Origin of the sequence: Paenibacillus sp. FSL H7-0442 (assembly GCF_038593105.1) — a bacterium.
Classification (GTDB): domain Bacteria; phylum Bacillota; class Bacilli; order Paenibacillales; family Paenibacillaceae; genus Paenibacillus; species Paenibacillus polymyxa_D.
The window spans coordinates 4875917-4887877 of record NZ_CP151963.1 but is presented as its reverse complement, the minus strand read 5'-3'; the positions used below and the strand labels follow the sequence as shown (position 1 = coordinate 4887877).

13 protein-coding genes and 1 pseudogene are annotated in these 11961 nt (G+C 44.7%); 7 read left to right on the top strand and 7 right to left on the bottom strand.

The window, feature by feature from the left end; genetic code table 11:
* Window positions 1–37: 37 nt before the first annotated feature.
* From MHH57_RS21705 to arsC, 3 genes are all read left to right on the top strand, one after another.
* Window positions 38–388 (top strand): metalloregulator ArsR/SmtB family transcription factor, encoded by a 351-nt coding sequence (locus MHH57_RS21705; RefSeq protein WP_318628112.1) that lies wholly within the window; start codon window positions 38–40, stop codon window positions 386–388.
* 86 nt (window positions 389–474) lie between these two features.
* Entirely contained in the window at window positions 475–1764 is a 1290-nt protein-coding gene (locus MHH57_RS21700; RefSeq protein ID WP_318628111.1) for an arsenic transporter, read from the top strand.
* Window positions 1765–1789: 25 nt separating this feature from the next.
* On the top strand, window positions 1790–2209 hold the full coding sequence (gene arsC / locus MHH57_RS21695) for an arsenate reductase (thioredoxin) (protein WP_029519339.1): 420 nt from the start codon (window positions 1790–1792) through the stop codon (window positions 2207–2209).
* A 45-nt stretch (window positions 2210–2254) separates the two neighbouring features.
* Here arsC and MHH57_RS21690 read toward each other — a convergent pair whose 3' ends face one another.
* Window positions 2255–2650 carry a helix-turn-helix domain-containing protein gene (locus MHH57_RS21690; RefSeq protein WP_013373192.1) on the bottom strand — a complete coding sequence of 132 codons (396 nt, stop codon included), beginning with the start codon at window positions 2648–2650 and terminating at the stop codon, window positions 2255–2257.
* A gap of 162 nt (window positions 2651–2812) precedes the next feature.
* Here MHH57_RS21690 and MHH57_RS21685 point away from each other — a divergent pair, with 162 nt between their 5' ends.
* On the top strand, window positions 2813–3373 hold the full coding sequence (locus MHH57_RS21685; protein ID WP_341040049.1) for an NAD(P)H oxidoreductase: 561 nt from the start codon (window positions 2813–2815) through the stop codon (window positions 3371–3373).
* A 122-nt stretch (window positions 3374–3495) separates the two neighbouring features.
* Here the strand turns inward: MHH57_RS21685 and MHH57_RS21680 are convergent, their stop codons facing one another.
* The 3 genes from MHH57_RS21680 to MHH57_RS21670 form a co-directional block, all read right to left on the bottom strand.
* Entirely contained in the window at window positions 3496–4746 is a 1251-nt protein-coding gene (locus tag MHH57_RS21680; protein WP_209949882.1) for an ABC transporter permease, read from the bottom strand.
* Window positions 4730–6049, bottom strand: coding sequence for an HlyD family secretion protein (locus MHH57_RS21675; protein WP_209949883.1), 1320 nt, complete (start codon window positions 6047–6049; stop codon window positions 4730–4732). Before MHH57_RS21675 ends, MHH57_RS21680 begins: the two co-directional genes overlap by 17 nt.
* Before the next feature lie 134 nt (window positions 6050–6183).
* A complete protein-coding gene (locus tag MHH57_RS21670) occupies window positions 6184–6717 on the bottom strand; it encodes a MarR family transcriptional regulator (protein WP_342434507.1) in 534 nt (177 codons plus the stop codon).
* A gap of 238 nt (window positions 6718–6955) precedes the next feature.
* On the opposite strand from MHH57_RS21670, the gene MHH57_RS21665 reads away from it, so the two are divergent.
* Complete coding sequence (locus MHH57_RS21665; protein ID WP_069011590.1) at window positions 6956–8131, top strand: DHHA1 domain-containing protein; 1176 nt, start codon at window positions 6956–6958, stop codon at window positions 8129–8131.
* Window positions 8132–8143: 12 nt separating this feature from the next.
* Here MHH57_RS21665 and MHH57_RS21660 read toward each other — a convergent pair whose 3' ends face one another.
* Both MHH57_RS21660 and MHH57_RS21655 read right to left on the bottom strand, forming a co-directional pair.
* Window positions 8144–8845 carry a YoaK family protein gene (locus MHH57_RS21660; RefSeq protein WP_029519333.1) on the bottom strand — a complete coding sequence of 234 codons (702 nt, stop codon included), beginning with the start codon at window positions 8843–8845 and terminating at the stop codon, window positions 8144–8146.
* A gap of 193 nt (window positions 8846–9038) precedes the next feature.
* Complete coding sequence (locus tag MHH57_RS21655) at window positions 9039–9557, bottom strand: DJ-1/PfpI family protein (protein WP_069011589.1); 519 nt, start codon at window positions 9555–9557, stop codon at window positions 9039–9041.
* Between the two features lie 148 nt (window positions 9558–9705).
* Here MHH57_RS21655 and MHH57_RS21650 point away from each other — a divergent pair, with 148 nt between their 5' ends.
* The gene (locus MHH57_RS21650; protein WP_013312050.1) at window positions 9706–10098 is read left to right on the top strand and encodes a helix-turn-helix domain-containing protein; all 393 of its coding nucleotides are present in this window, start codon (window positions 9706–9708) and stop codon (window positions 10096–10098) included.
* Window positions 10099–10246: 148 nt separating this feature from the next.
* On the opposite strand, the gene MHH57_RS21645 is transcribed toward MHH57_RS21650, so the two are convergent.
* Window positions 10247–10582, bottom strand: coding sequence for a helix-turn-helix domain-containing protein (locus tag MHH57_RS21645; protein WP_013312049.1), 336 nt, complete (start codon window positions 10580–10582; stop codon window positions 10247–10249).
* Between the two features lie 266 nt (window positions 10583–10848).
* Between MHH57_RS21645 and MHH57_RS21640 the strand changes: the two are divergent.
* Window positions 10849–11946 (top strand): annotated as a pseudogene (locus tag MHH57_RS21640) (FAD-dependent monooxygenase).
* The last annotated feature ends 15 nt before the right edge of the window (window positions 11947–11961 follow it).

Genomic DNA, 11961 nt, shown 5'->3' with positions numbered 1-11961 from the left:
TAAGCATGTAGTTATATAAGCGGAAGGAGGTCACACATTGGAGCAACTTGGTTATGTAGCCGATCATTTAAAGCTACTGGGGGATAAAACCCGGTTGGCCATGCTTTCCCTGCTAAGAGAAAGAGAATGGTGTGTTTGCGAATTTGTAGATATCTTTGATATGTCGCAGCCAGCAATTAGCCAACATTTGAGAAAACTAAAGTCGCAAGGGATTGTAAAAGAAGAACGACGAAGTCAGTGGGTATACTATTCCCTAAATGTAGACGATAAGCCGCATATTCAAGCTGTTCTTGAGCGTATGCCAGACTCCAAGCAAATTTTAAAATGGCTGAATAAAGAGGAGCCGATCACATTTTGTGAACCGGATTCCTCAGCTTGTTCATCCTAAAGACTGTTCCGTGTATCTCCTTGAGGGATAACGGTGCTATTATATAAGTATATGTTTATAAGGTAATATATTGGAGGTTTAGAACATTGATTTTGTTGGCATGCATTATATTTTTAGCCACTTTAGTATTGGTGATCTGGCAGCCTAAAAATCTGTCCATCGGATGGTCTGCCTGTGGCGGTGCCATACTCGCCTTGCTGGTGGGTGTCGTCGATTTGCATGATGTTTGGGAAGTTACTCATATTGTCTGGAATGCGACACTGGCTTTTGTAGCCATTATTCTGATTTCGTTGGTGCTTGATAAAATCGGCTTCTTCGAATGGGCGGCGCTTCACATGGCACGAGCTGCGCGAGGAAGCGGAACCCGGATGTTTGTTTATGTGACCATTCTTGGCGCCGTTGTTGCTGCTTTTTTTGCGAATGACGGTGCGGCCTTAATACTGACACCGATTGTACTGGCGATGGTTCGGGCACTTAAATTGGATGAGAAAATGATTTTTCCTTTTATTATAGCGAGCGGTTTTATTTCAGACACGACGTCGCTTCCGCTTGTGGTCAGCAACTTGGTCAACATTGTGTCAGCCGATTTCTTTGGGATCACCTTTATGGAATATGCGAGTCGCATGATTGTACCTAATTTATTTTCTTTAGCAGCCAGTATAGGAGTACTGTATCTTTTTTTCCGTAAAAGAATTCCGAAAACGTTTGATGCGACACAATTAATCAGGCCTGCGGAAGCGATTAAAGATCCAAAGATGTTCCGTATGTCCTGGATCGTTCTCGCGGTTTTGTTCGTTGGCTACTTTGCATGCGAATTTTTTAATATTCCCGTTTCGGTGGTGGCTGGTATTATTGCTATCTTTTTCTTATTGATGGCGCGTAGAAGCCCTGCAGTGCCGATGAAAGAAGTCATCAAGGGTGCTCCATGGGCTATCGTATTTTTCTCCATCGGAATGTATGTTGTGGTGTATGGTCTACGTAATGCCGGTTTGACGGATCTGCTGGCCCATGTGATTCAAGCGGCTGCCGATCAAGGTATGTTTGTGGCCACCATGGGCATGGGTTTTATTGCGGCGATTATCTCGTCGGTCATGAATAACATGCCTACGGTCATGATTAATGCGCTTGCCATTGATGCTACCCATGCAACCGGTATGGTCAAAGAGGCGTTGATTTATGCTAACGTCATTGGTTCTGATCTGGGACCGAAAATAACTCCGATCGGTTCATTAGCCACGTTGTTGTGGCTGCATGTGCTCCGTTCGAAAAACGTAAAAATTTCTTGGGGGACTTATTTTAAGACAGGCATTGTCTTAACCATTCCTACACTTTTTATGACCCTACTGGGCTTATATCTATGGTTAATCATTTCATAATGGAACATTGAAGGAGACGGTAATGATGGAAAAAAAGACAATTTACTTTTTATGCACTGGTAACTCTTGCCGCAGTCAAATGGCAGAAGGCTGGGCCAAAAAATACTTGGGAGACCGTTGGAATGTATACAGTGCGGGTATTGAAGCACACGGCCTTAACCCTAAAGCGGTGCAAGCGATGAATGAAGTAGGGTTGGATATTTCCGGTCAAACTTCAGATATTATAGATCCTGCTTTGCTGAACAGCGCGGATTTGGTTGTGACCTTGTGCGGAGATGCTGCTGATAAATGTCCTATCACACCTCCGCACGTTCGTCGTGAACATTGGGGATTTGATGATCCGGCTAAAGCACAAGGAACAGAAGAAGAGAAATGGAGCGTATTCCAGCGTGTACGGGATGAAGTAGGGGCTCGTATTCGGAAATTTTCGGAGACTGGTGAATAAACAAGGTACACAGCTTAGGTATAGTATTACAGCAAGCACGCCTCCTTAAAGGGGTGGTGCTTGTTTGGCGTTTTTCTCCTTCACAGAATACTCTTCCAACACCTTTGTTTTATCTCCATAGATCCTATCCAAATGATCTTCTCCCCATAAGCAAAAACGATCAAGCAGATCTTTAAAATCCCATCCATATTCACTAAGCTCATATTCCACTTTGGGGGGAACTTGGTTATAAATGATGCGGTGGATGATTCCATCCTTTTCAAGCTCTCTAAGCTGTTGGGTGAGCACTTTTTGGGTGATTTTCGGAATGAGTTGACGAAGTTCGTATGTACGTTTTCTGCCGCTGGTTAAATGGTGTAGGATAATGCCTTTCCACTTTCCACTGATGACCTCCAAAGTTGCCTCGATCCCGAGCATATAGGTTTTGGCTTTGTCTTCCATAGACTTTTCCCCCTCTCCGATCTGTAGTACAAAAAGCACTAAGGAACCTTAAAGTACCTACAGTACATTGAAGTGCGTACTTCACACTTTAATGTATAACATCCATAATAGCATCTGTAGACAGGGTTCACTAATTATGAGGAGAAAGAAGGTTACGGATACATGAAAGTTTTATTGGTCGTCACGCATCCTAGAGAAGATTCACTAACCCTTGCGGTCATGAATCGTTTTGTAGAGGGATTGAAAGAGAATAAGCACGAGGTAGATATTTTGGACTTGGATCGGGATGGATACAATCCGGTGTACAGCGCTGCAGATGAGTTGGATTGGAATACGACCCATAAACAATATGCTCCTGAAACACGGAAAGAGATGGATAGAATAGTGGCTGCGGATGCTCTGGTCTTTGTGTTTCCATTATGGTGGTATAGTGTCCCGTCCATGCTAAAAGGGTACCTGGATAAAGTGTGGAACATAGGTTTACTTCAGGAGTTCACGTCAAAGCAGGTTCTGTGGATATGCTTGGCGGGGGGGACGAAAGAACATCTGATCAAGTATGAATATCACGATTTGGTTACTAATTATTTGAATAAAGCCATTGCTGGTTACGCAAGAGTAAGAGAGTCCAAGGTGGAGTTCTTCTATGATACTTTATCCGAATCGAAAGAATACATTGAAGGTTTACTGGAGCACGCTTATCAATTAGGTCGGGCATATAAGTGAATTTTATTCTGATAACAATGATAATTTAATATTATTGAGGATTTTACAAAATCCTGATTACTGAAAAAGGGTTAAGGATCGTTAGACGGCACTTAACCCTTTTTTATTTTGTAGACGAGACTCTATCCTTTTATAGGCTCGTGCATAGGTGCTGATGGTGCCCCTTGCATAGATAACCCGCTGCCAGTTGTGCTTGCTGGAACAACGGGATGTGGTAATCCCTTTTCAGAAGCAGTGCCCGCAGTCTGCTTGGCCAGCTTCTGTTTCTCCCATAGGGCTCTGGCGATCACCAGCAAGGAGAGTACACCCACATATAGTAACAGAGAACCGAGTTCGGGAAGCATCTCCTGCAAAGGTGCACCACGCAGACCCATAGTGCGCAGGAATTTATACATCCATACAAAGGGGAAGAAATCACCGATTTGAATCGCTAAAGGTGGAAACAGTGATCTGGAAAGAACAGCCCCTGATAGAACAAAAGCAGGCATGAGTATCATCACCATTCTGCCAATGGCTATTCCCGGATGTGCAGCGCCCCATGCAACCAGGACATTGATACAAACGGTACCGAATACATACAGGACAACTGGAATTATAAAGAGAATTGGATTGGCCTCGAAACGGCCTCCCCCAAACACTTTAAGCATCCCTAGAGAGAAGATTAAGCCAGCCGTCGAAAACAGCGTATAAGGAAGCATACGCAGCAGGATGTTGAACGGATTTTGCAGCTCAGCAGCCAGCCTCTTGGAAACCCGGAGTCTGGCGACCAGAGGTAAGCTATTTATATTCAGTATCATAAAAGAGAACATACAAGTGAATGCAAGTATCGTCGTATTCTGATAGTCATTCGTTGGATTAAACATGGAACGCACTTCCAAGGCGATACCATTGAGGGCCCCTTGAGCCTGTTCTGCGTTCATCCCGGTTTTCAACATAGCTGGAACAGACAGTTCCATATTCTCGGAAACGCTAATTTCCTGCATAGCTGTACGAATCGAAGTAATAGATTGTACATTGGTATTATCGAGAATGAGACCCACGCGGCTGGAGAGGGAACGATTGTGATTGTCCTCTAAACCATGCGGCAATGAAATAACAGCCAAATATTGCTCATGATAAAAATACTGTTCAGGGTTGTCCGTATACGAAACAATCTCAGCTACGTTCATATACGGGGAAGCATCTATTTTCTGAATGAACTCACGGCTGTAAGCTGTGTTATCTTGATCCACCACTACCACGTTAGCGTCGTTAATTTGGCTGCTTGGGAGCAACAGTGAATACCCCAGTACGGCAATCAATGGGAAGATAATAGCTATAATCGGATACTTGGAGTGAACCAGATACGACCATTCATCACGAAGAGATTTCATTTGTATTCACCTCAACTGTCATGCCTGGTAGCAAAGCTGCTTCTCTTGTTACATATACACGTACCTGGAATGTAGCGGTATCTGCTTCTCCTTTTTCACGGGACATCTTCACATTAGCGAATTGTGGTGCAGCAGTTACATAGCGTACCGTACCTTTCAAGTCCTTATTGAGACCAGAGATATGAGTTTTAATTTCTTGATTGGCCTTGAATTTCCCCGCTTGTTCTTCATTCACATAGAGATCGTAATATAAATCGTTGGTTTCCAGGGTAATCACAGGAGCACCTTGCGCCACATTTTCGCCGACTTTGGTACTAATCGAAGTCACCTTGCCATCCTGTGGTGCTTTTAACACCAGGCGTTCTTTTTTGAGCAGCAACGTTTTAAGCTGAACTTCCTGTGTGTCTTTTTGTTGCTTTAAAAGGTCAATAGCCAGCTTCTGATCTGCCAACTGTTGACGACTCTGCTGAATGGTTTCCAGCTGGGTCTTGGAACGATCGACGGACAATTGGGCACCGCGAATTTCTTCCTCGGCTTGTTTTACCGAAACGGCTGCTTGTGTCGTCTGTTCACTGGCCTGCATACGTTCTTCAGAAGTGGCACCATGAAGTAGCTTTTGTAGAGCCTCTTTTTGCTGACTCAACTGATTTGTCGCTAAAGTCAAAGAGGATTCGGCATCATCCAACGCTGCTTTGGATGCACTTCCTGCATCATAGAGTGCTTTATTACGCTTATAGTTGGTCTGCGCAGTCTGAACGTTTTTGGTTGCTGAGGCTACAGCAATTCGTTGCTGCTGAACATCTTCATCCCGAACCCCGTTATTGACCTGTTGTTCCGCAGCAGTGGCTTGACGCTCAGCCGCTTGTGCCCGCTGCAATGCTGCCTGACTTTTACTCTCAGTCACTTGAGCTTGCGCGATATCTAGCTGTGCCTGTTTTTCCTGAGTTGCTGCCCGTGTATAGCCTAAATTGATGGATTGTTGTTGTTGGCTGATTTGCGTATTGAACTGGGCAATTTGTGTCCGCAGCTGCTCAATTTGCAGATCCACATCTGTGGAATCCAAAGTCATAAGGACAGTTCCTTTTTTCACCTTCGTTTCTTCTGTTACCGGGATGTTCAGGACTTTGCCTCCTACTTGTTCAAAAGATACATGAATGCTATCCGCATTTAGTGTTGTGCCTTTAACGGATCGCGAAGCATTGACTTGATCTTGTCCGTTGGTCTGGAGCAGGAAACCCCCGCCGATCAGACAGGCGATAGAAATGAGAGGGATGATGAGGCTAGTGGCTTGTGTGCGATTCATGGGTAATACGCTCCTTAGATTCATAAAATGGGTTAAACATAGACTCGAATAAATATCCTGATATGTACATTTTATTTATTCTTTTATTTAATAATTTAAAAGTTAGTCGGCTAACTAAAACGCAAAATTAAAACTTATTCTGGTTTTGCTGCTTTATATATCTCTTTTGCTTGAGGGATGCCACTTTCTATTTTTTGCAGTAACGTCAGGAGCAGCTCTTTTTCATCGGTGGACAGGTGGCTCATCAGTGTGGAAGTGCTTGTAAAATGTATAGGCAGCAGTCTTTCCATCAGTTCTGTTCCTTGTTCGGTTAGTTTAACAATGCTCATACGGCGGTCGGAAGGATGAACAGATCGAATAATAAGCCCATCGCGTTCCAGGCGGTCAAGCAGACCGGTAACGGTAGGCTTGCTAACCCCTACTTTCTCCGCAAGCTCTGTAGCCAGCAATCCTGTATGGATGTTGCGGTACAGAAGAATTAATATTGAAAATTTCCCATGAGATATACCGAACTTCTCAAAGCCCTCAAAGCTGACTTTAAAGACGCTGGAAGATACCCGCATAAAAAATAGCATAGCTTCTGTTGCTCTTACATCAATCTCGGGGATACGCATAGAAAATTCTTGTAGCGCCTCACGAGTGGGCAAGTCCCGTAAATCAAAATCCATAAGGTTCTCCTTTCTTCTTACAGTATGTTCCAATCAATAAATTAGTTAGCCGACTAATCTTAATCTATTCAAAAATGAATTTCAAGCTAAACTTTGTTAATCGTCATGCGATTGTTCACCATATGGAGGTTGTTCGTGCAATGGTTTAAGCTTTTCCCTACATTGATATTTACAATGAAGTGCTTGATAATAAGTGGATATCGCACGAGACCAAAAACCCAAAAGTGAGGAACCTGGAATGACGACAAAATTATACTACACTGCTCCAAATCTTACGGAGTGGGACACTCATATTACACAGAGCATGGAAAGAGACGGAAAATATTTGGTTACGCTGGAGGAAACGGCCTTTTATCCGCATGGTGGAGGCCAGCCTTGTGATACAGGAACAATTCAGGGCGTCCGTGTATTAGATGTTGTTCTCGAAGAAGGGGATATTTGGCATCAGGTAGAGCGTTTGCCGGAGGATCGGAAAGTAGCCTGCCGATTGGATTGGGAACGCAGATTTGATCATATGCAGCAGCATAGCGGGCAGCACTTGCTGTCAGCGGTTTGTCTAGAGTTGTTGGGTGCCCGTACGGAAAGCTTTCATCTGGGACAAGAATATGACACGATTGATGTGAACTGTTCGGATATAACGCCTGCGCAGCTATCGGCAATCGAGCAGGAAGTAAATCAGCAAATCTATAGTAATCGCAGCATAAAAAGTTATTTTGTAACCCGTGAGCAATTGAAGGACATTCCGCTTGTGAAAACGCCCAAAGTGACAGAAAATATTCGGATTGTCGAGATCGAGGGCATTGAATATAATGCTTGCGGTGGCACACATGTAGCTCAGACCGGGGAAATTGGAATCATTAAATGCTTAAAATGGGAGAAGCAGAAGGGGATGGCAAGAATCCATTTCAAATGTGGCGCTCGCGCACTCCAGGATTTTAACGATAGTGTTCAGATATTGGACGTGTTATCTATGAAGTTCAATACCGGGCGAAAAGATATTTTGACCCGATTCGAAAAGTGGGAGCAGGAGCATAAACAGCTTAAGGCGCAAGTGGAGCTCCTACAAGAGGAAAATGCTTCGTACCAGGCGAAAGAGTTGCTATCTGCTGTGCGGGGGCATGTTCTTGCTCATGTATTCGAACAAAAATCCCTGCAGGACATGCAGCAATTGGCTACCAAGCTGACAGCTGAGCATGATTTGCTTGTTCTATTTGCCACAACAGCAGAAAACAAAATCCTTCTGGCACATAACGGCACCCAGTCTGTTAGCTGCGGAGCATTTTTGAAAGAGAATCTGGGGGCATTTCACGGTAAGGGGGGCGGTAGCAACCAATCAGCTCAGGCTGCATTCCCGTCCCGTGAAGACCTTTTGAATTTCTTTGAAACGGCCCAGCGCCAGTTCGTTCAGGGCTGATGTAATGGAGGATTAGTGGCGTAGGGGAAGCTTCCACTTTTCCTTTTCTGTAAATAAAATAAAAGAAAAAATAAGTGCAACAACAGCGCCCCAAACGGCTTTATCCCCAATTGTCAAAGTTAGAAATCCCCCCAGCAAGGCTCCTACCAAGAAGGCTGCCAGGATGACACCATAACGCATCGCTCGAATGGCAGCGTTCGTGTCCTTGGTCGTTACGGCGACATACACAGCCTCGATAGCTGATCGGAGGTTACCGGTGCTGACCGTGGAGGTGTACGGCACATCAATGAGCTTGCGGAAGGAAGTCATTTGCACGGAAGCGACGAACGAGACGATCACCACCACTACCGTATTGGGAACTCCTTGCGGAATCAATCCCACGATGAAAAAAATCGCAATTTCCAGTAAAAGAATTGCGCGGGTCCAGTCCGGAGTTAAACGGTGGGTTGATTTTCGTTTAATCCCTTCAGCAACAAAAACCCCCAGTGAAAAGGCGATCAGGGGCGGGATATAGGATAACGCCTGAATCCAGTGCCCCTGAATGACTTTGACAGCCAGCAGCACGATATTGCCTGTCTGTGCGTTGGCGAAAACACCGCCTCTTCCAACAAAGGTATATGTGTCCAAAAAGCCCCCTACTAATGATAGTAAGGCGCCCAGTCGCAACGATTCGGACGTTACCTGATGTAAATGTATTTTGCCTTTCATAAACACGGCATATAAGCCTCCTATGCTAAACGTCGATTGTTTAAAGCTAACACGAAAATCCAGGACCATACAATTAAATTAATCACTTAAGCATGAAAATGACACAAAGAAGCCACATCAGGTCCCATACAATAGAAAGGACGTGATGCGGCTTGTTGAAGTGCTGTTTAAAGTGCCATCTGGAACTTCGAGAATGTGCTTATTGCAGAGCTTGAACGAGGGCTGCGCCGAATTCCTGTGCACCATCTGGGCCATCGGCTGTAATAATGTCGCTATGCGCAACGACATGCTGAGCGAGATATTCGGCTTGATGCACTTGAAGCTGATCCTTTTGTATATCCACTGGATAGCATGTAGCCGTTCTACCAGAGAGTAGTCCGGTTTGAGCCACGGCTACAGAGCCTGCGCAGATGCCAGCCAATAAAGTCTTTTGCTCATGAGTTTGTTTTAGCAGAGTTTGGAGATCCGCGTTATTCCACAGATGGTCATTCGTACCTGATCCGCCGATCACAGATACTACATCATAATCAGCCAGCACAGCGTTTGTAAAAACAAGATCAGCTGTCGCTTTACCGTTGTAGTCACCCGTGATTTCGCCTGTTTTTGTACTAGCTAGGGTCACGGTAACGCCTGCTTGCTCCAGCGCTTCCTTTGGTTTAAACAATTCATCCTCATTAAAGCGCTCTGGGGGTATAATAAAAAGAGCTTTTTTACTCATACTTTATTCCTCCTTGAATGTGTAACGTTATCTACTATTGTAGGATGGCTTCGTCAGGCTGTGAAGAATGCACTTTCAAGTACGGAGGTTACCTGCAGGTTACTACTAGAGTGCAAGACCATGATGATTTAGAAGGAGTTAATTATATATGTCTGATACGCTAAGAGAAGAAATACGGGAGAAGATCGTTAACGGAGACTATAACTGCGAAAAGGAACTAACCTTGTCAGTGTTAAGCGGAAAATGGAAGGTCGTCATTTTATGGCATCTGGGTGTGGAAGGAGCGCATCGTTTCAGTGACCTGCAAAGGCTGTTTCCGAAGCTGTCGCATAAAGTGCTGACCAATCAGTTGCGGGAGTTGATGGAGGACGGTATTGTGCACCGGGAAGTGTATCCCGAGGTACCTCCAAAGGTGGAGTATTCGATGACCGAGCTGGGGATGACGATTTTACCCATTGTGGAGATGATGTATGACTGGGGGAAAAAACGGGTGCAATCCATACGTGAGGAAATGCAACGCAGCGGTGAGGGAAACGTTTAAAGTTCCTTCATATGAAAAATAGAACGCCTTGCACTATGAGTACAATTGTACTTAGAGCAAAGGCGTTCTTTGGCATGTTAGCAGTCTGTGTTTTTATCATATTAGTCTAGGAACAATAGCGGTAGACGTGAAGCTGCTTCAATAAGAATCATTGCTGTTCAAGTGCTGGTAGAACCTCAATCCAGCGTGTAGCCCAAGTACCGATATGGTCAAACAAAGGAGCTAAATCGCGTCCTTTATCCGTAAGAGAGTATTCAATCCGTACGGGCTTCTCAGGATAAACCATACGTTGTATGATTCCTTCTTCCTCCAGCTCTTTCAAACGGTCCGAAAGGACCTTTCCACTTAAATTAGGAATTGAATTCTCAATAGCGACGAAACGTTGCGGACCATTCGTTAGTTGAAATACGATCAATACCGTCCAACGCTTACTCAGTAGTTCCATAGCCTTTTCAAACCGTGGACACATCTGCGGAATGTTCATGTGATCACCTCATGCTTATTATTAACGATTCACTGTTAAAAGTAAATGATTTTACTTTACATAAATTTATTACTTGACGAAATGATATGATATAAATATACTTTGTTACATAAAGTAACTTGTTAGCTTTGAGACGGAGCTTAAGATATGAATACTTAAAATTTAAACTTAATTTGATGTTATTTTTGATATTATTAATGATGTAATTAAATGAACAGGTACGAACTAATCGTTGAGGTTATGGTTTGGGTGTAGGGGGAAGTCGGATGAAGCTGGAATGTGAAGTGTGCGTAGTTGGAGGGGGACCCGCAGGGACTTTGTTGTCCTGTCTACTGGCGGCGCAGGGTGTATCCACGATATTGATTGAGCGGCAGAGCATAGCGGGAAAGGCCTTTCGCGGTGAAATCTTGAATGATGAGGGTCAGGAAGTGATCCAAAGGCATAAGCTGCTCGAAAAAATTCATGAGAACTATGTTCTCGCCTCCACAAGGATCGAATATTGGGGGCATCAGCGGCAAGTGAAGACGGTCAAGCCAGTATCAGTTGATGGTAATGTGGGGGTTCATATTCCACAGCCTCGATTTTTGGAGGCTTTGCTCAAACAGGCGTCAACCTACGAGTCCTTCCGTTACCTGGCGGGTACAACTGTGACTGCGTTGGAAGGTAACAGCGAGCAGGGGTACACGGGCTTGACCGCCCGCGATAAGAACGGTCATGAGATCACGATTCACAGTTCGTTGATTGTAGGGGCAGATGGTCGCTATTCGACTGTGCGCAAGCTGGCGCAGATGCCTGTGACGAACATTCGACACGGCTATGATCTGCTATGGGCGAAAATTACGGCACCTGCTGGGTGGGAGCCCGTCACTCGTCTGGCATGGGTCAACGGAGGACAATTGGCTTTATTCTCGCAGGCTGAGGGCTATATTCAAATTGGCTGGAATGTGGAGTAGGGTAGCTTTCTAACCCTGTTTAAGCAATCCTTTGAACCATTTATACAACGGTTTACAGAGGCTTTTCCAGATTTGAAGCATAGTGTGCATGATCATATTCGTTCATGGAAGGACTTCGTACCGTTGGATATTTTCAGCAGTCGTAGTGACACCTGGACGCAGAACGGACTGGTCCTTATTGGAGATGCGGCGCATACCATGACACCTACCGGAGCTTTTGGCTTGAACGCAGCTTTGAAGGATGCCGATGTGCTAGCCAGTGAGCTTCTTCGTTTACGACAGAAGAGCTATACCGCCGGAGACCTAAAGGCGTTCGAAGACGGACGACGGCAGGCTGTCACCGAGCTTCAGGAACGGCAACTGACGATGGAATCCACGTTTCATGAACATTTCTTACACAGAGTTCAATGATTTATGACCCTAACA

What these genes read in the sequence shown, in the direction of transcription:
- MHH57_RS21680 (WP_209949882.1), bottom strand. Translation starts at nt 4,746, where the DNA reads ATGAAATCTCTTCGTGATGAATGGTCGTATCTGGTTCACTCCAAGTAT.
- arsC (WP_029519339.1), top strand. Translation starts at nt 1,790, where the DNA reads ATGGAAAAAAAGACAATTTACTTTTTATGCACTGGTAACTCTTGCCGC.
- MHH57_RS21685 (WP_341040049.1), top strand. Translation starts at nt 2,813, where the DNA reads ATGAAAGTTTTATTGGTCGTCACGCATCCTAGAGAAGATTCACTAACC.
- MHH57_RS21675 (WP_209949883.1), bottom strand. Translation starts at nt 6,049, where the DNA reads ATGAATCGCACACAAGCCACTAGCCTCATCATCCCTCTCATTTCTATC.
- MHH57_RS21650 (WP_013312050.1), top strand. Translation starts at nt 9,706, where the DNA reads ATGTCTGATACGCTAAGAGAAGAAATACGGGAGAAGATCGTTAACGGA.
- MHH57_RS21670 (WP_342434507.1), bottom strand. Translation starts at nt 6,717, where the DNA reads ATGGATTTTGATTTACGGGACTTGCCCACTCGTGAGGCGCTACAAGAA.
- MHH57_RS21655 (WP_069011589.1), bottom strand. Translation starts at nt 9,557, where the DNA reads ATGAGTAAAAAAGCTCTTTTTATTATACCCCCAGAGCGCTTTAATGAG.
- MHH57_RS21645 (WP_013312049.1), bottom strand. Translation starts at nt 10,582, where the DNA reads ATGAACATTCCGCAGATGTGTCCACGGTTTGAAAAGGCTATGGAACTA.
- MHH57_RS21665 (WP_069011590.1), top strand. Translation starts at nt 6,956, where the DNA reads ATGACGACAAAATTATACTACACTGCTCCAAATCTTACGGAGTGGGAC.
- MHH57_RS21690 (WP_013373192.1), bottom strand. Translation starts at nt 2,650, where the DNA reads ATGGAAGACAAAGCCAAAACCTATATGCTCGGGATCGAGGCAACTTTG.